Source organism: Stenotrophomonas sp. GD03958, from assembly GCF_029839005.1.
GTDB lineage: Bacteria > Pseudomonadota > Gammaproteobacteria > Xanthomonadales > Xanthomonadaceae > Stenotrophomonas > Stenotrophomonas hibiscicola.
The window spans coordinates 1-25,068 of sequence record NZ_JAOBZT010000052.1 but is presented as its reverse complement, the minus strand read 5'-3'; the positions used below and the strand labels follow the sequence as shown (position 1 = coordinate 25,068).

At 66.1% G+C, this 25,068-nt stretch carries 17 protein-coding genes; 8 read left to right on the top strand and 9 right to left on the bottom strand.

Features of this window, described 5'->3' with window-relative positions; genetic code table 11:
- Nucleotides 1-104: 104 nt before the first annotated feature.
- Nucleotides 105-2,435: a TonB-dependent receptor gene (locus N5C25_RS14640; RefSeq protein WP_279937189.1), complete on the bottom strand. Its 2,331-nt coding sequence runs from the start codon at nucleotides 2,433-2,435 to the stop codon at nucleotides 105-107.
- Nucleotides 2,436-2,661: 226 nt separating this feature from the next.
- On the opposite strand from N5C25_RS14640, the gene N5C25_RS14635 reads away from it, so the two are divergent.
- Nucleotides 2,662-3,144 (top strand): hypothetical protein, encoded by a 483-nt coding sequence (locus N5C25_RS14635; RefSeq protein ID WP_033834139.1) that lies wholly within the window; start codon nucleotides 2,662-2,664, stop codon nucleotides 3,142-3,144.
- A 58-nt stretch (nucleotides 3,145-3,202) separates the two neighbouring features.
- On the opposite strand, the gene aceE is transcribed toward N5C25_RS14635, so the two are convergent.
- Nucleotides 3,203-5,875, bottom strand: coding sequence for a pyruvate dehydrogenase (acetyl-transferring), homodimeric type (aceE, locus tag N5C25_RS14630; protein WP_279937188.1), 2,673 nt, complete (start codon nucleotides 5,873-5,875; stop codon nucleotides 3,203-3,205).
- A 245-nt stretch (nucleotides 5,876-6,120) separates the two neighbouring features.
- Nucleotides 6,121-6,519, bottom strand: a complete 399-nt coding sequence (locus N5C25_RS14625; protein ID WP_279937187.1) for a hypothetical protein — start codon at nucleotides 6,517-6,519, stop codon at nucleotides 6,121-6,123.
- Nucleotides 6,520-6,557: 38 nt separating this feature from the next.
- Between N5C25_RS14625 and N5C25_RS14620 the strand changes: the two genes are divergently transcribed.
- The 4 genes from N5C25_RS14620 to N5C25_RS14605 all read left to right on the top strand — a co-directional run bounded on the left by N5C25_RS14620 (nucleotide 6,558) and on the right by N5C25_RS14605 (nucleotide 12,775).
- A complete protein-coding gene (locus N5C25_RS14620; RefSeq protein ID WP_279937186.1) occupies nucleotides 6,558-7,073 on the top strand; it encodes a sigma-70 family RNA polymerase sigma factor in 516 nt (171 codons plus the stop codon).
- The gene (locus N5C25_RS14615; RefSeq protein WP_019658856.1) at nucleotides 7,070-8,092 is read left to right on the top strand and encodes a FecR domain-containing protein; all 1,023 of its coding nucleotides are present in this window, start codon (nucleotides 7,070-7,072) and stop codon (nucleotides 8,090-8,092) included. The genes N5C25_RS14620 and N5C25_RS14615 overlap by 4 nt, the downstream gene beginning before the upstream one ends.
- Nucleotides 8,093-8,235: 143 nt before the next feature.
- The gene (locus N5C25_RS14610; protein ID WP_279937185.1) at nucleotides 8,236-11,169 is read left to right on the top strand and encodes a TonB-dependent receptor; all 2,934 of its coding nucleotides are present in this window, start codon (nucleotides 8,236-8,238) and stop codon (nucleotides 11,167-11,169) included.
- A gap of 10 nt (nucleotides 11,170-11,179) precedes the next feature.
- Nucleotides 11,180-12,775 (top strand): alkaline phosphatase D family protein, encoded by a 1,596-nt coding sequence (locus N5C25_RS14605; protein ID WP_279937184.1) that lies wholly within the window; start codon nucleotides 11,180-11,182, stop codon nucleotides 12,773-12,775.
- A 23-nt stretch (nucleotides 12,776-12,798) separates the two neighbouring features.
- Here the strand turns inward: N5C25_RS14605 and N5C25_RS14600 are convergent, their stop codons facing one another.
- From N5C25_RS14600 to N5C25_RS14585, 4 genes are all read right to left on the bottom strand, one after another.
- Nucleotides 12,799-14,913 carry a phospholipase C, phosphocholine-specific gene (locus N5C25_RS14600; protein WP_279937183.1) on the bottom strand — a complete coding sequence of 705 codons (2,115 nt, stop codon included), beginning with the start codon at nucleotides 14,911-14,913 and terminating at the stop codon, nucleotides 12,799-12,801.
- 8 nt (nucleotides 14,914-14,921) lie between these two features.
- Nucleotides 14,922-17,300 (bottom strand): TonB-dependent receptor, encoded by a 2,379-nt coding sequence (locus N5C25_RS14595; protein WP_279937182.1) that lies wholly within the window; start codon nucleotides 17,298-17,300, stop codon nucleotides 14,922-14,924.
- A 116-nt stretch (nucleotides 17,301-17,416) separates the two neighbouring features.
- Nucleotides 17,417-18,343 carry a c-type cytochrome gene (locus tag N5C25_RS14590; protein ID WP_058980096.1) on the bottom strand — a complete coding sequence of 309 codons (927 nt, stop codon included), beginning with the start codon at nucleotides 18,341-18,343 and terminating at the stop codon, nucleotides 17,417-17,419.
- The gene (locus N5C25_RS14585) at nucleotides 18,340-19,686 is read right to left on the bottom strand and encodes a cytochrome c (RefSeq protein WP_058980169.1); all 1,347 of its coding nucleotides are present in this window, start codon (nucleotides 19,684-19,686) and stop codon (nucleotides 18,340-18,342) included. Before N5C25_RS14585 ends, N5C25_RS14590 begins: the two co-directional genes overlap by 4 nt.
- 182 nt (nucleotides 19,687-19,868) lie before the next feature.
- Here N5C25_RS14585 and N5C25_RS14580 point away from each other — a divergent pair, with 182 nt between their 5' ends.
- Nucleotides 19,869-20,987, top strand: coding sequence for an alpha/beta fold hydrolase (locus N5C25_RS14580; protein WP_279937181.1), 1,119 nt, complete (start codon nucleotides 19,869-19,871; stop codon nucleotides 20,985-20,987).
- An 80-nt stretch (nucleotides 20,988-21,067) separates the two neighbouring features.
- Here the strand turns inward: N5C25_RS14580 and N5C25_RS14575 are convergent, their stop codons facing one another.
- Entirely contained in the window at nucleotides 21,068-22,207 is a 1,140-nt protein-coding gene (locus tag N5C25_RS14575; protein WP_279937180.1) for an MFS transporter, read from the bottom strand.
- 184 nt (nucleotides 22,208-22,391) lie between these two features.
- Here N5C25_RS14575 and N5C25_RS14570 point away from each other — a divergent pair, with 184 nt between their 5' ends.
- On the top strand, nucleotides 22,392-23,087 hold the full coding sequence (locus N5C25_RS14570) for an alpha/beta hydrolase (RefSeq protein ID WP_279937179.1): 696 nt from the start codon (nucleotides 22,392-22,394) through the stop codon (nucleotides 23,085-23,087).
- Between the two features lie 81 nt (nucleotides 23,088-23,168).
- On the opposite strand, the gene N5C25_RS14565 is transcribed toward N5C25_RS14570, so the two are convergent.
- Nucleotides 23,169-23,870, bottom strand: a complete 702-nt coding sequence (locus N5C25_RS14565) for a pirin family protein (protein WP_058980087.1) — start codon at nucleotides 23,868-23,870, stop codon at nucleotides 23,169-23,171.
- 140 nt (nucleotides 23,871-24,010) lie between these two features.
- Between N5C25_RS14565 and N5C25_RS14560 the strand changes: the two genes are divergently transcribed.
- Complete coding sequence (locus N5C25_RS14560) at nucleotides 24,011-24,931, top strand: LysR family transcriptional regulator (RefSeq protein WP_111097995.1); 921 nt, start codon at nucleotides 24,011-24,013, stop codon at nucleotides 24,929-24,931.
- The last annotated feature ends 137 nt before the right edge of the window (nucleotides 24,932-25,068 follow it).

Here is a 25,068-nt window from a genome sequence, read left to right as displayed (position 1 = left end):
ATTTTCTGCTGATGGTGGATCAGACCGGGTTTGAAACGCAACGTTGCCGCCACTACGCCGAGCCCGCAGTTCATCGAACCGCGGGCGGCGCCATCGGTTGACAGTCAGAGCCTCACCGTCACCCCCACCTGGAAACCACGCCCCGGCAACGGCGCGATGTACTTCAACGGCGAGTTGTGCGGGCGTGCTTCTTCATTGAGCAGATTGCTGCCGTTGACGAACACCTCCATGCCGGCGATGTAGCTGTTGCGTACCGGCAGCTCACGGCTGACCTGCAGGTCGACCAGGTTGAAGGCATCCAGTGGCACTTCCTCGCTGACGTTGCGGCCGAGGTACTTCTGCGTGTCGTAGTAGGTGCTGGACAGCTGCGCTTTCCAACCCTCGCGTTGCCACTGCAGATTGGCGCCGTAGCGGTTGGTCGGCATGTTCGGCAGGTACTCGCCGTCGTTGTGGGCACGCAGCGAATCGGGGTGATCGGCCTTGTTCTTCACCAGGTCGGCGAAGGCGGAGATGTTCAACGTGCCATAGCGGCCAAGGTCCAGAGCCTGCGATGCGTCGATCTCGAAGCCCTTCACCGTGGTGTCGGTCTGCTTCCAGTATTTCAGCGGCAGGCGGTTGGCGGTCTGCACGCCCGAGTAACCCAGGTACAGATAGTTCTCGTACTTCATCCGATACGCGGTGGCCGACAGTTCGAACCCTCCGATATGGAACAGGCCGGTCAGCTCCAGGTTTTTCGCGCGCTCTGGCTCGAGGTTCTGGTTGCCTTCTTCCTGGGTCATCACCGAGTAGTGCGCGTTGCTCGCATACAACTCATTGATCTCCGGTGCGCGCTGCGAGGACGAGTAGCGCACCTTGGCGGCGAACAACGGACCGAGCTCGACATACGATCCCAAGCTGTAGCTGTTGAGCCGGTAGTCGCGGTCCTGCAGTTTCGTGTTGGCGGCATTGCGCGCGGTCTTGAAGCGGCTTGGTTGCAGGTCATGGTCAACGCGCTCGTGGCGCACGCCAGCGTCGAAACTGGCCCAGCCGAAGTCCAGCGTCTCCTTCAGGAACATCGCGTTGCTGCGGGTGTCGACGTCAGGCAGGTAGCGCAGCGCGCCGCTGCCGGTGACATCACGCGACTGGTGGCTGTAACCGAGCAGGCCGCTGAGCGGACCGACACGCTGATGGCTGAGCAGCAGCTCGGCCTGGGTGCTCTCGAAATCGTAGTCGTTGGCCCGGGTGGCACCCAGCCGTTCGCCCGAGGTGTTGTCCAGCTTCGAAACACGCAGTTCAGCGCGCTCGAACCACGGCAGCGGGTCGCGCAACAGGGCTTCCAGTGCGTAGCGTTCCTGCTTGATCACCACGCCCACCGGCAATGCGTTGGCGTCGTTGGAACCGAACGACAGGTTCTGCATCGAGAACCCGGGCACGCCGTATTCGCTGTCCTTGGCATCGATGCTGACACCCACGTAACCACGGTCGAAGAACAGGGTCGACCCGAACGCCACCTGCGAATTGCGCGCGTAACTGTTGCCCAACCGGTGATGGTAATCGGGCGTCACGTCGTTGTTGATCTGCTTCTGCACGTACGAAGGCGTGCCGGGTACGTAGGCCGGGTTGACCGGATTGATGTAGGTGCGGCGCTGCCAGACCGAAGTCGGATTGTTGGTGTAGAAGGAGAAATCGCCGTCGGCCCAGTCCGGGTTTTCGGTCATGAACTGGTCGATGTAGGGCTGCGACGCCCTGTTGTAGATCTGCTGGACGCGCGCTTCCTTCTGGCAGCTGTCGGCGAGGGCCGAGTTGACACCACCGGAGGCCGGGAACAGCCCGCTGTTGCAGACGCCGGCCTTGCTGTTGCCGGGAATATCGTAGTGCGAGATGCGCTGGCGCGAAACCTGCAGGTTGGTTGAGATATTGCGCTGGTTGTTGAAGTTCATGCGGAAGCCCTGCGCGTCGGCTGCATTGAAGCCCTTGCGCAGGACCAGTTCCATCGACTGGTCCTTGTCTTCCATGCTGCGCGAGATCAGGCCCGAATCGATCTCCACGCTGCCGCCGATCGCATTGCCGCCGTAGCGCACGGTGTCGGAAGACTTGTTGACGGTGACGCTGCGTACGAACAGCGGATCGAACGGGATGTTGATGTCGCCGCTGATCGCGTTCATCCCGAGGATGGACTGGCCGTCCTGCAGGATCTGCACGCGGTTGCCGCTGAGGCTGCGGATGACCGGGGCACCCGCGTTCGGCCCGAAAGCACTGTTCTGCACGCCGGAGACGTGTTCGAGCAGGCCGCCCAGGGTGCGGTTCTGCGCCTGTGGGTTGTCGACGGTGACCCGGCTGTCGATACGGGAGGGCTGGCTGGCCTGGACCTGGAGGGTGGGGAGGGTGGGTTCGTCCGCGGCCTGGGCGCTGTGGACGGCGAACAGAAGGGCGGTAGCAAGGAGATGGCGACGCATGGCACGGTCCGTGAAATTGACGTGAACTGTTATAACGTAACTATTCAGGTCAACAAGAGCGGAAACCGCCTCGATTCAATGGGGCAGGGTGCTTTGGCCTCTCGGGATGGGACGGAGTCTCCCTCGTTCAGCGCACCGCCTTGCGCGTGCTGCTGGCGACCGGCACGATCTGGGCACTGCCCCGCAACGCCCCACGCAGAGCTTCCTCATTCAAACGGAGCCCCGTATGAAGCTGTTGTCCGCTGTGTTGTTGTCTGCGCTTTCGCTCTCCGCCGTTCCGGCGCTGGCGGTGGAAGCTTCGCCCTCGCCGCTGCTGGGGCGCTGGTCGCTGGATATCGCCACGTCTGCGTTACCCGAAGCACAGCGCCCGAAGCAGGTGGTGCTGGAGTTCAAGGACGCCGGTGCGGGTCGGTGGAGTTCACACGTTGACATCGTCCTGCACGACGGCAAAACCATGAAATCCGACGGCACGTTGGCGCTCGACGGTACGCCGGGGCCCTTGTCCGGCACCTACGGTGCGGACAAGGCCAACCTGAAACTGCCGGCGCCGAATACCCTGGTGATGCAGCTGGTGGACCACGGTACGCCGGCCTCCACCCGCATCTATACCGTGGCGGCCGACCGTACGACGATGACCGAGACCAAGGCGTTCTACGGCCACGACGGCACGCCGATCCTGCAGACCAACCTGTTCAAGCGGATACCGTAGCGGCGCCGCCTGTGCCATGCCCACGGGGAGGGAATCCGCGGGCATGGCACCGGCAGCCTCACACCGCGGCCGGGTCGCGCTTGCCGGTGTCGATGCCGTACTTGTCGATGGCCTCCTGCATCCGCGCGCGCTCGATGCGGCCTTCGTCGGCCAGCGACTTCAGGGCGGCCAGCACGATGAAGTGGCGATCCACTTCGAAGAACGTGCGCAGCGACTCACGCGTGTCGGAACGGCCGAAGCCATCTGTACCGAGTGCGATGAAGCGGCGGTCGTTGATGAAGGGACGGATCTGGTCGCCGACGATCTTCATGTAGTCGGTGGCCACCACCACCGGGCCGTCATGGCCCTGCAGGCACTCCTGCACGAAGGGTACGCGCGGTTCCTCAGCCGGGTGCAGCAGGTTCCAGCGTTCGGCGGCCAGGCCGTCGCGGCGCAGTTCGGTCAGGCTGGTCGCGCTCCACACATCGCTGGCGATGCCGAAGTCCTGCTGCAGCAGTTCTGCCGCAGCTTCCACCTCGCGCAGGATCGAGCCTGCGCCCATCAGCTGCACGCGTGGCTGCGAGGCGGCATCGGCGGCTACCGGACGCAGCAGGTAGAGGCCCTTCAGGATGCCGGCCTCGGCGCCTTCGGGCCGTGCCGGCTGCGGGTAGTTCTCGTTGAGTACGGTGATGTAGTAGTAGATGTCTTCCTGGTCGACATACATGCGGCGCAGGCCGTCATGGATGATCACCGCCAGCTCGTAGTTGTAGGTCGGGTCGTAGGACACGCAGCTGGGAATCACCGACGACAGCACGTGGCTGTGGCCGTCATCGTGCTGCAGGCCTTCGCCCATCAGCGTGGTGCGGCCCGACGTGGCACCGAGCAGGAAGCCGCGGGTACGCGCATCGGCAGCGGCCCAGGCCAGGTCTCCGACGCGCTGCAGGCCGAACATCGAATAGAAGATGTAGAACGGGATCGTGGCCAGGCCGTGGTTGCTGTAGGCGGTACCGGCGGCGATCCACGAACAGATCGCACCGGATTCATTGATGCCTTCCTGCAGGATCTGGCCGTCCTTGGCTTCCTTGTAATAGCTCAGCTGGCCGGCGTCCTGCGGGGTGTACAGCTGACCCAGGTAGGAGTGGATGCCGATCTGGCGGAACAGGCCTTCCATGCCGAAGGTGCGCGATTCATCGGGCACGATCGGAATCACCAGCTTGCCCAGTTCCGGGTCCTTCAGCAGGCGGGTGAGGATGCGCACGAAGCCCATGGTGGTGGACTGACCGCGATCGCCGCTGCCCTGCAGCTGGGTGTTGAAGATCGACAGCGGCGGCAGCGGCAGCGGATCGACCTTGGCCAGGCGCGCCGGCAGCTGCCCGCCCTGGATGCGGCGGCGCTCGGCGAAGTAGGCCGCTTCGGCGCTGCCCGGTTCCGGGCGCAGATAGGGCATCTCCTCCAGCTGCTCGTCGCTGACCGGCAGGTTGAAGCGGTCACGGAAGGCGCGCACCGCGTCGGCGCTCATCTTCTTCAGCTGGTGGTTGATGTTCTGGCCTTCGCCGGCTTCGCCCATGCCGAAACCCTTGACCGTCTTGGCCAGGATCACCGTCGGCCGGCCGCTGGTGTTCACCGCCTGCTGGTAGGCGGCGTACACCTTCTGGGGATCGTGGCCACCACGTGCCAGCGCCCAGATGTCGTCGTCGCTCATGTGCGCGACCAGCTCCAGCAGCTCGGGGTAGCGGCCGAAGAAATGCTCGCGCACGTAGGCGCCGCTCTGCGACTTGAAGGTCTGATAGTCGCCGTCCACGCATTCCATCATGCGCTGGCGCAGCAGGCCGCTGTGGTCGCGGGCCAGCAGGTCGTCCCAGCCACTGCCCCAGATCAGCTTGATCACGTTCCAGCCGGCCGCGCGGAAGGTGCCTTCCAGTTCCTGGATGACCTTGGCGTTGCCCCGTACTGGACCGTCCAGGCGCTGCAGGTTGCAGTTGACCACGAACACGATGTTGTCCAGCCGCTCGCGGCCGGCCAGGGAAATTGCCGCCAGCGATTCGGGCTGGTCCATCTCGCCGTCGCCGAGGAAGGCCCAGACCTTGCGGCCCTGTTGTTCTTTCAGGCCACGGTATTCCAGGTAGCGCATGTAGCGGGCCTGGTAGGCGGCGGTCAGCGGGCCCAGTCCCATCGACACGGTGGGGAACTGCCAGAACTCCGGCATCAGGCGCGGGTGCGGATACGAGGACAGGCCTTCGCGACCGGCTTCGCGGCGGAAGTTGTCCATGCGCGCTGGATCGATGCGGCCTTCCACGTAAGCTCGGCCGTAGATCCCCGGCGCGGAGTGGCCCTGGATGTAGATCATGTCGCCGTCGAAGGTGTCGGTACGGCCACGGAAGAAATGATCGAAGCCCACGTCGTACAGCACTGCCGCCGACTGGTAGGTGGCGATGTGGCCGCCGACGTTGGAGTGCTTGCCGGCACGCAGCACCATCACCATCGCGTTCCAGCGGATCATCGCGTTCAGGCGGCGTTCGATGGCCAGGTCACCCGGGTAGGCCGGCTGGCGCTCGGGCGGGATGGTGTTGACGTAGGCGGTCCAGGCACGGGTATGCAGGTCGCCGTGCTGCCGGGCGTCCAGATCGCTCAGCTGGTCGATCAGGTAGTGCGCGCGCGGCCGGCCGCCGGCCTGCATCACCGCCTCCAGCGATTCACGCCACTCCTGGGTTTCCAGTGGATCGGTATCGAAGGGAATGAGGGCTTGGTTCATGGCTGTCTCCAGAGGGCGCCGGTCGGACGTCTGCCTGGGCGACAACACCGGCAGGGCGCACAGCACTGGAGCGGGGTCGCAACGGCGGGCGCCGTGACGCGAAGGGCGACCGTGGCGGCCACCGAGAAGACAAGCGTAGGCCTGCCCCCCACGCTTCGGTAGGCGGGCGGGGCTTGGGTCTCTGGCAAGCAAGGGTTGGTGCCGCGCGCCGTATCATGGGCCGATGCGCTGGGCGCGGCCGCTGATCAGGCCGGGGACAGCCCCGGCAGGAACACCGGGATGATCGCCACGCCGACGCCCAGCAGGCACCAGGCGACGATGGGCAACCAGCGCGCCAGGCGTTGGGCGGGTTCCGGTGCACGACGACCGCCGATCCACAACAGCAGCGTGAGCACACCCAGCGCATAGGCGAGGACGACGATCACCGGATGCACATGGATGACCCGGCTGGGCGGCCACATCTGCTGCTGGTAGGCGGTGGTGTGGGCGACCAGCAGCAGGAACAGCAGGCTGCTGAGGGTGTTGATGGCGGTGCGTGCGTTGATGAGAGCACTCCTTGTGCGGGCTGCCGGGACATTGCAGGGGCCGCATTCTAGCGGCTGCCTGCCGGTCGTTGAAACGCCACTGTCATCGATGGCGGTCACCCTGCGTGGCTTTCCAGCCTCGGGGTGGTTGGCCGGCCGTGAACAGCGTGAGGATCTGGGAGAAGAGCTACGAACTGCGGCGCCGGCTGCTGCGTGGCTTCTTCCTGCGTCGCGGTTCGGCCAGCGAGGATGCCGAAGACCTGGCGCAGGAGGTCTACCTGCGCCTGCTGCGCAGCACCGGCGAGGATGCCGATGCTGTCGAGAACCCGGAAGCCTACCTGTTCACCGTGGCGGCCAACCTGGCGCGCGAGCATGCGCGCGCGCGGTCGTCGCTGCCGCCGCTGGAAGACGTCGACCTGCTGGCCGAAGTGCTGAAAAGCGAAGAAGACATCGAAGGTGATTTCGAGCGTGCGCAGCGCTGGAACGATATCCGCAGCACCATCGCACGACTGCCGACAACCACGCGGCGGGTGATGGAGCTGCACTACCGCGACGGGCTGGACTGCCCGGCAATCAGCCAGCAGCTGCAGGTGTCGGTGCACATGGTGCGCAAGCACATCGGCAAGGGGCTGGAGGCCTGCAGGAAGGCGCTGGGCGCCAGGGAGCTCACATGAACCGGACCTCATCGCCCGTGGCCGACGACACGATCGCCTGCGAGGCCATGGACTGGTTCCTGGGCAACCGCGAGGGGCCGTTGGATGAGGCCGGGCGCCTCGCGTTCCTGGACTGGATGAAGCGCTCGCCAGAGCATGTGCGCGCCTACTTGCGCGTCCTCTCGTTGCACCGGCAGGTGGGCGAAGCGCTGCAATCGTCGTTGGCTGACGAGGCGCCGCCGCTGCGGGAGGCGACGTCGGCCAAGGTGGTGCCGCTGTTCGGTGGCGTGCACGCGCCGCCGCGCGCTGTGCCGCGGCGCGGTCGTGCGCGCTGGTGGGTGGCAGCTGCCGCAGCCTGTATCACCTTGCTCGGCGTGGGCCTGGTTCCGCAGCTGATGCCCACCGAGCAGCTTTACAGTGCCGGACAGGGTGAACTTCGCGACCTGGTGCTGCCCGACCAGACCCAGGTGCAGCTCAACGCGGACAGCCGCCTGCGGGTACGCATGGGCTGGTTCAGCCGCAAGGTGGAGCTGCTGCAGGGTGAGGCCACGTTCGACATCGCCCGCGACCGCCGTCCGTTCGAGGTGCAGGTGAACGGCCTGGAGATCCGGGATATCGGCACGGTATTCGATGTATCGCGACGGCTGCAGAGCACGCGCATCGGCGTGGTCTCCGGCGAGGTGGAGGTATGGAGCCAGGGTGCGGACGCCCGGCGTCTTGCGCAGCTGGGCGAAGGCCGAGTGGTGCAGGTCGACGCGGGCAGCCATGCGGTCGAGTCCTTGGACCTGCCATTGTCGATGCTGCTGGATTGGCAGCAACGCAAGGTGTCCTTCCTGGATGAGCGGCTGGACGAGGTGGCCGCTGCCTTCAACCGGCACAACCAGGTGCAGGTCCGCGTGCTGGACGAAGGCGCGGCATCGGCACGGTTGTCGGGCAGTCTCGATGCGCATCGCATCGGTGCGCTGCAGGCCTTCCTCGAACGCGACCCGCGTTTCGTGGTGAGGCGCGAAGGCGACACCGTGCGGGTTGGCAGTCGCTGAGGCCGAAATGGCCGTGGACTGTCAAAAAAAATTCATCGAATCCGCGTTCTCCACTTCGGTGTATGCGGGCTCTTACTTGGGAGAAGCCGCTGCCGAGCCACGCAGCGGCGCCTGCTGCCTTCTCTCTCTTCCAAGGACCCGTGATGCGCAACACGCTCTACCTGTCGATCATCCTCGCCCTGTCTCCCTGCAGCGTGCCGCTGGCCTTCGCCGCCGGTGCCGATGGCCTGGAGGCGCGTGTATCCACGCCGATCGCGGCGCAGCCGTTGGCACGTGCACTGGAGCAGTTGTCGCGCAGTTCCGGAGTGCAGTTCCTGTACTCGGCCGGCGGTGATGCGCGCATGGCCGGTGCGGTGCCGCGCGGTGCCACCGTCAAGCAGGCGCTGGACGCACTGCTGGCAGGGACCGGCCTGGGCTACACCGTGGTCGATGGCAACGTCATCGCCATCGATCCGGCGCCAGTAAGCAACGCGCCGAAGCCGGCCGCGCCGAAGCCGCGCGAGGCCGAGGCGGTGGTGGCGCCGACCCTGGACACCGTCAAGGTGATTGCCGCGCACGAGGTGATCGACCAGAAGAAGTCGTCGCCAGTGATCAAGGATTCGGTGGTCTACGACGAGATGGACAGCTACGGCGACGAGACCCTGGCCGAGAGCCTGATGGCCGCTCCAGGCCTGAGTGCGGTGGAGGATGCCGGCGAGCCACGTTACGTGACCGTGCGCGGCGTACAGGCCAACCTCAACTACACCACCATCGATGGCATCGCGATTGCCAGCGTGGGAGGCAGTGGCTCCGGCGAGCGAATGAACAACCTGCAGCTGATTCCCAGCGACATCGGCACCCGTACCGACATCTACAAGAGCTTCAGTGCGGAGCAGGCACCGGATGCGATCGGCGGCGTGATCGACATCATCAGCCGCAGTGCCTTCGACCGGTCCGGCAAGTACGTGTTTGCCGATGTGGCAGGCATCTATTCCACTGCCGAGACCAACGTCGAGCGCAGCGCTGGCGGCAATCACGAGACCCTGGGCCATTTCGGCAAGAGCGCCAAGATGGTGTTCTCCAACCAGTTCGGCGCCGACCAGGAATTCGGCATCGTTGCGGTGGCACGCTATGAGCAGCGTTCACGCAACAGCGTCAAGCGCTGGGTGGAGTCGAACTACTACTACAACGACGCTGGAAAATACCTCACCGACGGTACCACCGGTCCGGACGAGGCCAAGGGCTGGAACGGGCTGCGTGCGCCTGGCAACTTCAGCACCGGCACCTACACCAACTTCATCACCAACTTCGGTGGCTCCGCCAAGCTTGAGTGGAAGCCCTCGGATGATCCGTTCTACGCATCGTTGCTGCTGTATTCGTACCGGTTCTACGAGAACTCGACGATGAACAAGACGGATCTGTACGGCAACGCCAAGTTTCCGGTCCGCAACCAGACCGAAGACAGCGGCACCACCCAGATCAACAGCATCTACATCAAGAACCGCCACGACCGCTGGGACCGCAGCAACCGTGGCGCCATCGCCAGCTTCAACTGGGACATGGGGGACCATTCGCGGCTGACCCTGCGCGGTGGCCATACCGAAGAGACCTTCCACAACAGCCAGGTCTACTGGGGCGTGCGCGCCTACCCGAGCAATCTGTTCGTCGACTACGAGAACGACAGCCACGGTTTCCCCAACGCGGTGGCCGTTTCCGATTCCAGCCTGCTGACCAGTTCCGCATTCAAGCTCAATCCGGCGCAGGCCTACGTCTCCCCGCGCGATGCCAAGGAGAGCATCGACAACCTGCGCGCCGACTTCAGCTACAACATCGACGCCGATGCGAGAGGTTTCGGCCTCGCCGCCGGCGCCGAGTACCGCCACCTGAAAATCTGGCAGGACATCGACTTCGACTACTTCAAGAGCAGCGCCACGCTCAACGACTACCTGTATCCGGGTTCGACACTGCTGGGCAGCGTGCCCGGCTTCCCGCTGATCGAAAACCGCAAGTGGACCGAGGAACTGCTGCCGAAACTGGGCAGCAACAATGCGGCGTATCCGAATGCCAACTTCACCAGCGACTACAAGTACGTGGAGGACATCACCAATGCCTATGTATCCGCGCACTACGCCTGGGACCGGCTGCTGCTGATCGGCGGCCTGCGCTACGACCACACCCGCTTCGATGCCTACAGTCCGTTCAGCGATGATGGCGGCGCTACCTATACCTCTGCGTTCCGCAACACGAGCGGTGGCTACAACAACCTGCTGCCCTCGTTGAACGCAACCTTCAAGCTCACCGAGGACCAGCGCCTGCGCTTCTCCGCCAGCCGCACGCTGGGCCGGCCGACGCCGAGCAACATCGCCCAGGCCACCAGCACCAGCTGTGGCGATGACGAGGAGGGCAGGGGCTTCTGCACCATCAAGCAGGGCAATGCCGATCTGCAGCCGCGCCGTTCCACCAACATCGACCTTGCATGGGACCTGTACTTCAACGGCAACAACGGCCTGGTCTCGGTGGCGTTGTTCGACAAGGTGATCAAGGACGACATCTACACCCTGACCACCTTCGAGAACGTGGGTGATACCCGCTATCGGGTCACCCAGCCGATGAACACCGATGAGTCGAAGCTGCGCGGTGTCGAGTTCGCGGTGGCCAACCGCAACCTGCAGTGGGGCCGCCAGCGCTTCGACATGTACTTCAACGCCACGCGGCTGGAAGGGCAGACCGACTACCGCATCAGTGATGGCACCGCGCGCCGCCTGGATCGCCTGCTGTACCAGCCGGACTGGTCACTCAACGGTTCGGTGATCTGGCGCATGCCCTGGAAAAGCGCGCAGCTGCGCCTGTCCGGCACCTACCGCAGCCGGATGCTGGTCGACTTCGGTGACACCGAATGGCTGGATTCGTACTACGACCCGTACATGACGTTCAACATGGCCTTCAGCCACAAGCTCAGCAAGCACGTGACGCTGAAGTACGAAGCCAAGAACCTGTTCAACACCCAGCCGACCTACAGCACCGGTCCGAACGGGCGTTTCCGAACCGAGATCGACGACTACGGCCGCTTCTTCTACTTCCACATCATCTACAACTGAGGGCAGCGCCGTGGATACGATCAATCGCAGGCGATTCCTGGCCCTGGCCGGCCTGTCTGCTGCCGGCGCCTGGATGGGCACGGCACACGCGCTGGCCGCGCAGGCCGATGCCTCCGCGCTGAACCCGCGCAACCTGCTGGCCAAGCCGCGCTTTGCCAGCACACCCTTCACCCTGGGCGTGGCCTCGGGTGATCCCTCGACCGATGGCATGGTGCTGTGGACGCGCCTGGCGACCGAACCGCTGATGTTCGGCGGTGGCATGCCGACCCGGCCGATGCTGGTCCAGTGGCAACTGGCAGCAGACGAAGGCATGCGCAAGGTAGTACGCCAGGGTTCGGCAATTGCGCATCCCGAACTCGGCCATGCCGTGCACGTGGAGCTGGACGGATTGGCGCCCGGACGGCCCTACTGGTACCGCTTCACCGTAGGCGGCCACGCCAGTGCGGTCGGTTGTACCCGCACGCTGCCCGCAGCCACGGCCGCAGTGGATCGTGTGCGTTTTGCGGTTGCCGGTTGCCAGCACTACGAAGAAGGCCACTACACCGCGTGGCGGCGTATCGCCGAGGAACGGCTGGATTTCGTCTTCCACTACGGTGATTACATCTACGAAGGCGAAAGCCAGCCGGGCCTGCGGAAGATGAACGGCCAGCCGTTCACCAACCTGCGCAACCACGTCGGCCCGCAGATCTACACGCTGGATGATTACCGCCGCCGGTACGCCCAGTACAAGAGCGATGCCGACCTGCAGGCCGCGCATGCGGCGGCACCGTGGTTCGTCACCTTTGACGACCATGAAGTGGACAACAACTGGGCCGGCGCAGAAGACCAGGATGACACACCCAGCGAAGTATTCCTGCTGCGCCGCGCACAGGCGTTCCAGGCCTACTACGAGAACATGCCGTTGCGCCGTTCGGCATTCCCGCGCGATGGCCACATGCAGATGTACCGGCGCGCACGCTACGGCACGCTGATGGACCTGCACCTGCTCGACACCCGCCAATACCGCAGCAAGCAGGTGAACATGGCGCTGCGTGAGCAGGTGGAATCTCCGGAGCGCAGCATTGTGGGGGCGAAGCAGGAGCGCTGGCTGTTCGACGGCCTGGCCGATGCTGCACCACGCTGGCACACGATCGCCCACCAGGTCGCACTGGGCAACTACATGCGCGAGAAGGACGGCATGGTGCAGTCGTCCGACGACCAGTGGTCAGGCTATCTGGACAGCCGCCGGCGGCTGCTTGACCACATCCAGAAGGTGGGCTTCGGCAACGTGGTGACCGCCTGTGGCGACGCGCATCGCCACTATGCCAGCGATCTGGTGCAGGACCACCGTGACTCGGGCGTGATCTCCAGTGAGTTCCTCGCCACCTCGATCACTTCCGGTGCCGACGGCCAGGGCGTGGACGCGTATGCCAGGAACCAGCTTGCGCACAGCCCCTACCTGAAGGCGACCACCGACAAGCGTGGCTACGTGCTGTGTGATGTCACCCGCGATGCGTGGATCGGCGACATGAAGACGCTGGATACCGTGATGCAGCCGAATGGCGCGGTGCAGAGCTGGAAGCGCTATGCGGTGGAGCACGGCCGGCCGGGGCTGCAGGAGGCCTGAATCTACCGCTCTACAGAGATCCTTCAATCCTGCTCGAACCGCAACGGCTCGCTGCCCATCGCCGGGTCACTGGTGCCGGGGCGCCCATCCTCGGCGCGACCGGCCAGGCGCAGCATGCTCTCGCCCGCGCCGATCTGCAGGTCATACCAGCCCGCCGTGGGCGTTGCGTCCCACGCCAACGCGGTTTCTGCGTGTGCTGGTAGTACCAGCGCCTGATCGGGCATGTGCCCGGCATAGGCACCAGGCTGCACACGCACCTGCTGCGCGCCGTCACCCAGGTTGCGCAGCCGCAGCCGCAGCCGCAGTTGGCCATCCGTGCGATCAATTGAAGCCTGCAGCGCAGGATCCTTGGCCGCCCCCTGGAAGTGGCGGTGGAAGCCGTTCGGGCCCAGCAGCCACAGGTCATAGCGGCCTTGGGCATCAAGCGGCCAGCGCTCGCGCAGCGCCATGCCCGGGAGCAGCGTGTAGCGGCGCGGCACCGCATCCAGCCGCAGCCGGTCGTAGACATGCAGCACTGCCGCCGCGCCTTCGCAGGATAGCGCCAGATCCACGCCCGAGGCGTCCACCGCAGCCATCGATGCCTGCGGCCGATAGGGCAGGGCGCGCGCCGGGCGTATGCCGACTTCCTGCTTCGCTGGTTTCAGCCCCTCCGGCAGCGCCGGCACGGTTCGCCCTGGCAACGCAGCGGCGCGTGCGGCCACCGCGCTCACGTCGGGCAGGCCGCGTACGAACGGGCGGGTATCGCGCTGGGCGAAGTCGAAGGCGTTGCTGAGGTCGCCGCAGACCGCGCGGCGCCACGGCGAGATGTCCGGTGCCGCCACACCGAAGCGGCGTTCGATCAGTCGAATGACCGAGGTGTGGTCGTACACCTGCGAGTCGACCCAGCCGCCCCGACTCCACGGCGAGATCACATACAGCGGCACGCGCGGGCCCAGTCCATACGGGCGGCCGCGCAGTTCGGCGGCATCGTACTTCTCGTCGCCCGGTGCGGGATGGCGGTGGTATTCGCCCTCGGTACTGACCGAGGACGCACCCGCCCAGCCGCCATCCACCGGCGAAGGCGGTGCCGGTGGCGGCATGTGGTCGAAGAAGCCGTCGTTCTCATCGAACATCAGCAGCAGGGCGGTGCGGCTCCAGACTTCCGGATCGGCAGTCAGCGCATCCAGCACGCGCGCGGTATAAGCCGCGCCCTGCGCCGGACTGGAGGGTCCGGGGTGCTCGCTGCCGGCCGCGTCGGCGATGATGAAGCTGACCTGCGGCAGGCGCCCATCGAGTACGTCCTGGCGCAGCTGTGGCAGGCCACGGGTGCTGACCCCGCGTGCGCGCAGTTGCGGGTCATGCCCGGGTGCAGCACTGTACGCCCGACGGAACGCCTCGAAGCCGGCCAGCGGGTTGTCGGTGAAGTTGTCCGCCATGTCCTGGTAGATCTGCCAGGACACGCCGGCCGTCTGCAGGCGCTCGACATAGCTGGTCCAGCGGTAGGACGCCGGATGCCCGCCGTGTTCGGGGAAGTTGTCATGCGAGTTGGCGATCACCGGGCCGCCGGCGCGGGCCTGTGCATCGTTGTGGCCGGTCCACAGGAACACCCGGTTCGGATTGGTGCCGGCCTGCATCGCGCAGTGGTAGGCGTCGCAGATCGTGAACGCATCGGCCAGCGCGAACTGGAACGGCATGTCGCTGCGCTGGAAGTAGCCCATGGAGTGGTTCTGCTTGGCCTTCGGCCAGTGCCCCATGCGCCCGTGGTCCCAGGCACGCTGGGCGTCTGGCCAGGTGTGCGGCGTGCCTTCCACCCGCATGTAGCCGAAGTGCGCGGCGGTATCCAGCGGGAACGGTGCGATCGCCCGCGTGCCACTGGCATCGGGCTGCAGCCACAGGCTGCGCGCGCGGCCACCGGCCTGCAGCGCGGGGGCTGGGGCCACGAAGCGGTCGCCGAAACCACGTACACCCGGCAGCGTGCCGAAGTAGTGGTCGAACGAACGGTTCTCCTGCATGAACACCACGATGTGCTGCAGGTCTTCGAGGCTGCGCGTCTGCGCGGCGGGGGCGATCGCTGCGGCCCGTGCGATGCTGGGCAGCAGCGGGGCAAGGCCGGCGGCAACGCCGGCCTGCAACAACCGGCGTCGGCCGATATCGGTCACGGGCTCACTCACAGGTCCACACGGAAGGAGATGCCGACGGTGCGCGGGGCGCCGATGAAGGCGTTGTCGCGGCCGTCCACCCCCGCAAGATACCGCTTATCGGTGAGGTTCCTCACCACCAGGTTGGCACCCATGCCCTTCAGCCGCGGCGACAGGCCCTGCAGGTCGAAGCCGATGTTGGCGTTGAACACGGTGGCCGAAGGCAGCGTGTTGACGTTGGCGGCGTCGAGATAGCGCGTGCCCAGGTAACGGCCGGACAGGCCGAAGTTCCAGTTCTCGCCCTGCCAGTCCGCCGACAGGACGAGGGTCTGTTCGGGCTGGCCGACCACCTTGGCGCCGTCGACGATGCCCAGCTGGGTATCACGCGCGGCATTGCCGCTGCCCAGGTACTTGGAGCGGTTGTAGGTGTAGGCCGCGTTGATCCGCCAGCCATTGTTCCACCCATAGCCGAACGCGGCTTCCAGGCCGTTGCTTTCCACGCCGCCGAAGTTCTCGTAGACACCATCGGTCTCGCCCAGGTAGTCGATGCCACTGACGAAGCCCGCCGGCAGATAGACGATGCGGTTGTCGAACTTGATGTTGTAAAGCGTGACCGAGGCGGTCAGCGGCCAGCGGCTGATGCGCATGCCCACTTCAATGTTGTCGGCGGTTTCGGGCTCGACGTTGCGGAAGCGCTGCGGGTCGGTCTCGCCAAGCACGCCGGAGGGGATGGCGGCGAAGTTCTGCGAGAAGCCGGCGAACAGCTCCATGCCTTCCACACCCGGTGCCCAGGTGACGCCGGTGGACAACAGTGGATCGGACCTGGAATCGGATTTGACGTGCTCGCTGGCACCGATCACGCGGCGGCGCGACTGGTCGACGAAGAACTGCTTCACGCCCAGGCGGGCACTGAACGGCCCGAAGCGGGCCACGTCCTCGACGTAGTACATCTGCTCATCAACCTTGTACTTGTCCTCGAACTGCACCCAGTACGGCTGATGGTCGAAGGCGATGTCCTGGCCGACGTTGAGCAGGCGGTGCCAGTCACGGCGTGCCGAACGGTCCAGCTTCTCCACCCACAGGCCGCCACGGATGGTGTTGTCGATCGCACCGAAGGTCTGCCGCCATTCGACGTCGGCGGTCACGCCCATGCGGTCGTTGTCGTAGTGGGTGTGGCGGTAGGACTGCGCGCCCAGCACGTTGCCCGCGTAGCAGTTCGGATCGTACTCGGCGGTGAAGCCCAGGCGCGGGGTGCAGCCGGCCAGGCGCTGCGCGGCGCTGCCATCGGGATTGACGAAGAAGATCTGGCCACGGTTGCTGCCGCCGTACACGGTTTTGCCACCGAGATATTCCGATTCGGGGTGGCCCGCACCCTCATCGCTGACCTGCGCCAGGTAGGGTGGAAGCCAGTCGCCACGACCTTGCATGCGGTGCCCGTAGGCGGCCACCGAGGCCTTGAACCCGTTGCCGCCGTCGAAGGCCGCACGCAGGTAACCGAAGGTGTTCTCGCGCAGCGCGCGCGAGCCCGAACGGAAGTTCTGGTCCAGATAGGGAATGCCGGTGAGGGTGCCGACCAGGTTGTCGCGATCCGGATTGGTGGCAAAGCCCTTCGGAGAGACGCTGGTGTATTCCGGCTCGTCGGCATCGTTGTAGGACAGGTAGCCGGTCAGGGTCCAGCGATCCAGTTCGGTGATGAACTTGCCGGCGATGTGGTCGTTGCTGGCGTGGCCGGTGCCGTCGATCCAGTCGTGCACCTTCGACGAGGAGGCGCTGATCCACGCGCGGGTGTGGCCGCCGAGCAGGCCGGTGTCGTAGCGCACGTAGTACTTGCGCGCCTCGTTGTCACCGGCACCGACCACGAAGCGCAGGCGGCTGTCCTGCAGCGGGTCGCTGGTAAGGAAGTTGAGCGTGCCTCCCAGTGCTTCGTTCGAGCGCGAGGAGATGTCAGCGGTGCCCTGGCTGACTTCCACCGTCTCCAGGTCGAGGGTGTCGATGTAGCGGTTGGCCAGCGAGCCGCCACCGTAACCTGAGCCGCCGTTGGGCAGGCCGTCGATGGTGGTGCCGATCTGCTGGGTATCACGATTGGTGACGAAACCGCGCATGCTGATCTGCGTGCCCCACACCGACGAGCCGGTGGCGTCGGCCTCGCTGACCACCACGCCGGGTACTTCGTTCAGCGCATCGTTGACGCTGCTCATCACCGTCTGCCGGTTCAGTGTTTCTGCGCGCACCGACGTCTTGGCGTAGCTGGTGGCCTGGCCGATCACCTGTACCTGGTCCAGGGTACGGGCATCACTGCTGCGCGCTTCGGTCGTCTCGCCCTGCGGTGCTTCGGCCAGGGCGTCCAGTGCGGGGGCGATCAGCACGGCAAGCAGCGAGACACGGGGAAAACGCGCAAACGTTCGCATTGAAACCGGACCTTCAGGGGAGGGAAGCCCCGGAGTGTCGGCAGCGCCCATGACATCGGCATGACGCGGCGAAGCAGGAACCGTGTTGTGTGACGGCCGGTTCCAATGGCCTCTGCTCAGTACCGCGCGTCCTTGGGTTTCGGGTCGCGCGGCCAGTCCTTGGCCTTGTTGGCGAAGTCCGGGCGTGGCTGGTTGATGAAGTAGCTGGCGATGTCCACCGCATCCTGGTCAGGCATCACCTGCTGGCCCAGTGGCGGTTCACGGGTCACTGCCGGCGGCATGTTGTGCTTGACGAAGCCGGCGGCCTTGTACAGGCGCGCCATGCCGGCGCCGATGTTGAAGCTGTGGTCGCCCCATAGCGGCGGGAACGCGATGTCACCGCTGGCGTCGCGCCGGCCTTCGCCATTGTCGCCATGGCAGGCAGCGCACTGCACGGCGTACAGCGCCTGGCCACGGATAGGGTCCGGGACCAGCGTGCTGTCGATGGGCCCCTCACTGGGGGCAGCCACCCTTGCACCCACTGGCACAGGGCTGCTCAGCCACGCCATGTAGTCGAGCATCGCACGCATCTGCGGCGAGTCCTTCGGCAGCGGCTTGCCGTTCATTGAACGCTGCAGGCAGCCATTGATGCGCTCGGTCAGGCCGATCACCTTGCCCGGGCGCGGCATGTAGCGCGGATAGGCACCGCCGCCGGTGTTGAAGTAGTGATTGCCGAACGGCCGCTTGCCTTCGGCCATGTGGCACGAGTTGCAGTTCAGATCGTTGCCGACGTTGTCTGGCAGCAGCCGTGCGGTCTCGTTGAGGAGGCGGCGGCCGAGCGTCACCGACTCGGCATTGCCGAGCCCGGCGATTTCTTCGGCGCTGGGTGCACGGTAGTGGCCGACCACCTTGCCCTGTGCATCGAGGATATCGATCGTGCTGGCCACGGCGGCATCCAGGTCCGGGTACAGATGACGGTAAGCGAGGGTACCGGCGCCGGCCAGCAGCACGAGGGTGATCGCACTGCCGATCAGCAGGCGGGAGCGTTTGCGCGAACGTTTCATCGTGCGGCCTCCTGCGGAACGTAGTGCACCGGCTTGTCGCGCACCACCCTGCGCATGCGCGCCACGTCGACCTCGCTCACTGCGCTGGCCTGATTGCCCCAGCTGCTGCGGATGAAGGTCAGGATCTGTGCCAGCTGCGCGTTCGGCAGCTGTTCGAAGCCGGGCATGGTGAAGGCCATGCGGTCGTGCGGGGTATGCGGCGTGCGGCCACCGATCAGGGTCACCTGCACCAGCGAGCTGGGATCGTCAGCGAACACGATCGAGTTGCCGGCCAGGGCCGGATAGACGCGCGGCATGCCGCGCCCGTCGGCGCGGTGGCAGGCCTGGCAGTGCTCGGCATAGGCCAGCGAACCGGCCACGCGGTAGTCGCCGCTGCGCAGTGCGGCGGTGGTCGTGTCGCTGCCGGGCGACCACTGTGCGCTGCGTCCTTCGCGGGCGGGCAGCTGCTTCAGGTAGCGGGCCATCGCCAGCAGGTCAGCGTCGGACAGGTACTGCGTGCTGTGCTCGACCACGTCGGCCATGCCACCGAAGGCCGCCGACCGATCGGTGCGTCCGGTGCGCAGGAAGTCGACGATCTCGCCCTCGCTCCAGCTGGCCAGGCCGCTCGCTTCATTGCGCAGGTTCTTCGCATACCAGCCTTCCAGCACCGAGCCGGACAGGAACTGGCGGCTGCCATCGTCGGCCATTGCCTTTTCCTGGAACGCCAACCCGCGTGGCGTGTGGCAGGCGCCGCAGTGGGCCAGGCCTTCCACCAGTTCGGCGCCGCGCTGCTGGCTGGCATCCAGCGACGGATCCGGGTTGAACGTGCGCGGGCGTGCGAACAGCAGCTGCCACCAGGCCAATGGCCAGCGCATGTTTGCCGGCCACGGGATGGTGCTGTCGGCGTTGTTCTGCTTCACCGGTTGCACCGAGCCCATGAAGTAGGCGTACAGCGCCTTGATCTCGGCGTCGCTGGCGATCACGTACGAGGCGTACGGCATGGCCGGATACAACGGCTGGCCATCGTGACGGATGCCGCGACGTACCGCGCGCTCGAAGTCGGCGTAGTCGTAGGCACCAATGCCGGTGTCCGGATCGGGCGTGATGTTGGTCGAGTAGATCGTGCCCATCGGCGTCTGCATGCCGAGGCCACCGGCGAACGGCTTGCCACCCGGTGCGGTGTGGCAGGCCGCGCAGTCTGCGGCGCGCGACAGGTATTGTCCCTGCGCGATCAATGCCGGATCGTGGATGTCGACCTGCGCGGCCTGTCGCGGTGCGAACCAGTAGGGCGTGGTGCGGGCGACGCCGTAGGCGGCGGCCAGCGTGGCGACCAGGGCAATGGCGAGCTTGAACGAGGTGCGCATGGCGGCACTGTGGGCAATCGTGCCGGCGTATTCATTGATCCGGATCAATGCCGAGGTCAATCGCGCCATTGTGACAACCTGAATCGATCCCGGATTGTCATCAAGCCGTCATCCGCGCGCGATAGATGGTCCACGCCCGCGTCGCTAACCTGCCACGCTGTCGCACCCATCCTCGATTGCCCATGAAGCGCCTGCTGCTGTTGTTGCTGGCGTGCGCCGGCCTGTGGCTGGCTGCATGCTCCTCCTCGCTCAATGCCTCGTCCACCTCGCTCGCCGATCGGCTGATCGCGCCAGGTGGCGTGTCGACCCTGCTCGATCGCCCGCGCATCGCCGCGGCCATCGCCGAACTGCCCAACCGCCATGGCTTCGCGCCGGGCCGCGATGGCGTGCCGATCTTCTGGCGTGTGTTTGATCCGGGCGATTACGGCGCGCGTTACCACTACCTGCCGCAGCGCCACGAGAACGGCCTGCCGCTGGATACCGGTCTGAGCCTGGCAGTACCGCGACCGTTCCGCGCGCAGGCACCGCGCGGCACCGTGGTGCTGCTGCACGGCTGGATGATGAACGGTGATTCGATGCTGCCGTGGTCGTTGCAGCTGGCCGAATCCGGCTACCGCGTGGTCACGCTCGACCTGCGCAACCATGGACAGTCCGGTACTGGGCCGTCGGGCTATGGCACCTATGAATCGGACGATGTGGTGGATGTGATCGGCGAGCTGCGCGCGCGGGGTGAAGTAACCGGCCCGCTGTACCTGTTCGGCGTGTCCTATGGCGCCGCCACAGCGGTATTCACCGCCGACAAGCTCGGCGACCAGGTGGAAGGGGTGGTGGCGATGGAATCGTTTGCCAATGCCGGTGTGGCGATCCGCACGATGATTCCGCACCTGATGGGACTGCAGCCGGAAGGCCTGAAGGCGCAGGCGATGGCGTCGTACGCGCGCTGGCGCTACGGCGGCCAGGACATCAACCAGGTGATCGCCGACGCCAGCCGTCGCATCGACGTCGATCTGGACCGCGTCGACGTCGCGCGTGCGCTGGCCGATACCCGCGCCTGCGTGCTGCTGCTGCACGGGCAGGGCGATCAGCACATACCCGTCAGCCAGGGCCGCGAACTGGCCCAGGCCAACCCGCGCGCGCACTACATCGAGATGCGCGGCGAAGACCATATCACCCTGCCGCTGCGGCTGGATCTGCTGGCCGGAGTGGTTGACGACTGGATGGCGCGCGACGAGCACCACCCGCAGAGCGCATGCCCGGCGCCGCAGCTGCCGGCCCAGGCCGAATGGCTGGCACACGGCTGAAAAAGGGGACGGAGGGGATTAAGTCGTTTGCAGCACACCCGTGGCAGATGCGACTTAATCCCCTCCGTCCCCTTTTTTTGTCAGGCCACGCGTCGGGCCAGTGAGCGGGCGGAGGCAGCTACGCCCAGCAGCAGTACGGCTACGCACAGGAAGGCAAAGCCGAGGCTGGTGGCATGCGCCACTGCGCCGATCGCCGCCGGGCCGGCGAGGATGCCGGCGTAACCCAGTGTGGTCACTGCAGTGATGGCGATGCTCTCCGGCATCACCCGCTGCTGGCCGGCCATCGAGAACAGTGCCGGCACGATGTTGGCGCAGCCCAGCCCGACCAGCACGTAGCCGGCCAGCGCCACCGGGAACGAGGGCACCAGCGTGGCCAGGGTGAAGCCTGCTGCGGAGGTGATGCCGCCGAAGACCAGGGTGCGGGTGCGGCCGAGGCGCTCGACGATGCCGTCGCCGAACAGGCGCATCGCGGTCATCGCCAGGGTGAACAACGCGAAGCCGGCGCCGGCCTGGTCACGCGGCACCTGCCGCACTTCGGCCAGGAACACCGCGCTCCAGTCCAGCATCGAGCCCTCGGCGAGGAACACCACGAACGCCAGCACGCCGATGAACAGCACCACGCCGTGCGGCAGTGCCAGCAACGGTCCTTCATGCAGGATCCGTTGTGGGCGCCAGTGCGGCGCCGACAGAACCGCAACCAGCAGCAGTGCTGCCACTGAGGCCAGCGCGGCCAGCCACAGCGGCGTGCCCAGAATCAGCAGGCCGGTCATGCAGCCGGCGCCGACGAAGCCACCGATGCTGTAGAAGGCGTGGAAGCCGGACATCATTGCGCGCCCGGCGTCGCGCTCTACCGCGACCGCCTGCATGTTCATCGCACAATCCAGTGCACCGACGCCGGCGCCGAACACGAACAGCGCCGCGCCCAGCGCCACCGGCGAGGGCGCCAGCACCAGCAAGGGCAGGGCGCACAGCATCATCGCGCAGGTGATCACCATCACCCGGCGGCAGCCCAGCCGCCCGGTCAGCGCACCCGCCAACGGCATCGCCAGCAGCGAGCCGAGCCCGAGGCACAGCAGCACGGCGCCGAGGCTGGCGTCGGACAGCCCGGCCTTGGCCTTGGCGTAAGGCACCATCGGCGCCCACGCGGCGGTGGCGAATCCAGGAATGAAGAAGGCGGCACGGGTGGCGTGCTGCTGGGCACGCGGGGATGAAGGCGTCATGCGCGATGCGAAGCTCCAGGGGACTTTTATGAAAACGTTTTCAGGCCGGATCGGCAAGTGCCATGCGTGACATCGGGCGACGCATACGATTGCAGTGACCCGATCGCGTCACCAGCGATTAACGTCGCCCACGGACAGTGGCTGCACGGTCGGCACCCCGCCGGCCGCTGCCGGAGATCCGTACATGAGCACGACACCGACCATCCTCCTCGTCCATGGATTCTGGGGCGGGGCCGCACACTGGGCCAAGGTGATCCTGGAACTGCATCGCAACGGCCACGACCGGGTGCAGGCGGTGGAATTGCCGCTCACGTCGCTGGCCGACGACGCAGGACGCACCAAGAAAATGATCCGGCACATCGACGGTCCGGTGCTGCTGGTCGGCCACTCCTACGGCGGTGCGGTGATCAGCCAGGCCGGTAACGAGCCCAACGTGAAGGGCTTGGTTTACATCGCTGCCTTCGCGCCTGATGCCGGCGAGAGCCCGGGTGGCATCACCCAGCAGCACCTGCCGGAGGCGGCGCCGAATCTGGCACCGGACAGCGATGGCTACCTCTGGCTGCGTGCGGACAAGTTCCATGAGAGCTTCTGCCAGGACCTGAGTGCCGACGAGGGCCGGGTGATGGCGGTGACCCAGAAGGCGCCGCTGGCCAGCACTTTCGGCGACACGGTCAGCGATCCGGCGTGGAAGCACCGGCCGAGCTGGTACCAGCTGTCCCGCCACGACCGCATGATCGCGCCGGAAAACCAGAAAGCCATGGCCGCAAGAATGCAGCCCAAGCGCCTGCTGGAGCTGGATGCCAGCCATGCCTCGCTGGCCTCGCAGCCGAAGGAAGTGACCGCGCTGATCCTGGAGGCCTGCGCCGCCATCGGTGGGTAACACTCCTCCTGTAGCACGCCTGGCGCAGGCCGGGCTCTACGAAAAGGCCCCCGATGCTCAGCAGCATCGAGGGCCTTGTGGTTACAGCGGCAGGTCGAACACCAGCACTTCGGCATCGTTGCCGTTTTCCAGCGTCAATTGGGCTTCGTCGCTGACCTGCAGTGCATCGCCGGCTTCCAGGGTGATGCCGTTGACCTGCAGCTGGCCACGCGCCACCTGCACATAGGCGCCACGACCGTTGCCGAGGGCGTGATGCAGCTTCTGGCCGCCATCAAGAATGGTGGCGAAGATGCGGGCATCCTGGTGGATGCGCAGCGAACCGTCGGCACCGTCAGGCGAGGCGATCAGGCGCAGCTGGCCGCGCTTGGCCTCCGGCGAGAAGTGGGTCTCCTCGTAGGACGGCGTGATGTTCTCGGTGTCCGGGAAGATCCAGATCTGCAGGAAGTGCACGGTCTCGTCGGCCGAGTGGTTGAATTCGCTGTGGGTGACGCCGCTGCCGGCGCTCATGCGCTGCACGTCGCCATAGCGCAGCACCGAACCGGTGCCCATCGAGTCCTTGTGTTCCAGCGCACCGCCCAGCACGTAGGAGATGATTTCCATGTTGCTGTGGCCGTGGGTGCCGAAGCCCTGGCCGCCGATCACCTTGTCTTCGTTGATCACCCGCAGCGGGCCGAAGCTGACGTAGCGGGGGTCGTAGTAGTTGGCGAAGGAGAAGGTATGGCGCGAGGACAGCCAGCCATGCTCGGCCAGGCCACGGGTAGCGCTCTTGCGGATCTGCAGCATGATGGAATCTCCTTGTTCGATGGTTTCGATGGGGCGGGGTGGACCGGTAGCCGCTGTGTTTCCCCGTTGGAGAGAAGTATCCGCTTGCGCCCGGGGTTTTAAAAACGGATAGTTTTGACAGCCATCATCGAAAAATTCGAATGCTCAAGCTCAGCCTCGATGCCCTGCAGATCCTGGATGCCATCGACCGCCGCGGCTCGTTTGCGGGCGCTGGCAAGGCGCTGCACAAGGTGCCCTCGACCATCTCCTACACCGTGGCCAAGCTGGAGGAGGACCTGGGCGTGCAGCTGTTCGACCGGGTTGGCCCGCGCGCCGAGCTGACCGCAGCTGGCCGCGCGCTGCTGGACGAGGGTCGGCACCTGCTGCGTGCAGCCCGCGAGCTGGAACTGCGGGTGCGCCGGGTGGCGTCGGGCTGGGAGACCGAGCTGACGCTGGCGGTGGACTCGGTGTTTCCGACCTGGCTGCTCGGCCCGGACATCGCCGCGTTTCGTGAGGCCGAGGCACCGACCCGGCTGCGATTGATCGGCGAGGCCCTGTCCGGCACCTGGGAGGCCCTGCTGGACCGCCGTGCCGACCTGCTGGTCGGCGCGCCGGGCGAGGGCCCCAGCGGCGGTGGCTACGTCGTCGAGCCGCTGGGTACGGTGGCGTTCGTATTCGCGGTCGCGCCCGAACATCCGTTGGCCAACGTGCCTGGCGTGCTGGGTCGCGAGCAGCTGGTCGAGCACTGCGCGATCGCGGTCTCCGATTCGGCACGACGGCTGCTGCCGCGCACGGTGGGCCTGTTGATGGGGCAGGAGATGCTGACGGTGCCTGACATGGCCAGCAAGCTGAAACTGCAGTGCGAAGGCGTGGGCTTCGGTTTCCTGCCCGAGCCGTGCGCGCGCGCTGCGGTGGCGCGTGGCCAGCTGGTGATCCGCGAGGTGGAGGAGCACAAGCCGGAAGAGACCTTCTGGCTGGCCTGGCGCACCGGCGAGGACGGCGCCGCACTGCGTTGGTGGCGCGAGCGCTTGCGCAGGCCGGAGCTGCTGTCGCAGTGGTGGCAGGCAATGGCCAGGGGGTAGGGGGTTGGCAGGGCTGCGCCCTGCACCCGCCGAAGCAACAGCTATGGCCGAAGCAACAGCTATGGCCGAAGCAACAGCTATGGCCGAAGCAACAGCAACAGCAACAGCTGGTTTCCTGAGGGATGGCGGGGTGGGTC

Coding starts and splice junctions, on each gene's coding strand:
- N5C25_RS14560 (WP_111097995.1), top strand. CDS start 24,011: ATGCTCAAGCTCAGCCTCGATGCCCTGCAGATCCTGGATGCCATCGAC.
- N5C25_RS14640 (WP_279937189.1), bottom strand. CDS start 2,435: ATGCGTCGCCATCTCCTTGCTACCGCCCTTCTGTTCGCCGTCCACAGC.
- N5C25_RS14635 (WP_033834139.1), top strand. CDS start 2,662: ATGAAGCTGTTGTCCGCTGTGTTGTTGTCTGCGCTTTCGCTCTCCGCC.
- aceE (WP_279937188.1), bottom strand. CDS start 5,875: ATGAACCAAGCCCTCATTCCCTTCGATACCGATCCACTGGAAACCCAG.
- N5C25_RS14610 (WP_279937185.1), top strand. CDS start 8,236: ATGCGCAACACGCTCTACCTGTCGATCATCCTCGCCCTGTCTCCCTGC.
- N5C25_RS14595 (WP_279937182.1), bottom strand. CDS start 17,300: ATGCGAACGTTTGCGCGTTTTCCCCGTGTCTCGCTGCTTGCCGTGCTG.
- N5C25_RS14615 (WP_019658856.1), top strand. CDS start 7,070: ATGAACCGGACCTCATCGCCCGTGGCCGACGACACGATCGCCTGCGAG.
- N5C25_RS14585 (WP_058980169.1), bottom strand. CDS start 19,686: ATGCGCACCTCGTTCAAGCTCGCCATTGCCCTGGTCGCCACGCTGGCC.
- N5C25_RS14570 (WP_279937179.1), top strand. CDS start 22,392: ATGAGCACGACACCGACCATCCTCCTCGTCCATGGATTCTGGGGCGGG.
- N5C25_RS14580 (WP_279937181.1), top strand. CDS start 19,869: ATGAAGCGCCTGCTGCTGTTGTTGCTGGCGTGCGCCGGCCTGTGGCTG.
- N5C25_RS14565 (WP_058980087.1), bottom strand. CDS start 23,870: ATGCTGCAGATCCGCAAGAGCGCTACCCGTGGCCTGGCCGAGCATGGC.
- N5C25_RS14575 (WP_279937180.1), bottom strand. CDS start 22,207: ATGACGCCTTCATCCCCGCGTGCCCAGCAGCACGCCACCCGTGCCGCC.
- N5C25_RS14590 (WP_058980096.1), bottom strand. CDS start 18,343: ATGAAACGTTCGCGCAAACGCTCCCGCCTGCTGATCGGCAGTGCGATC.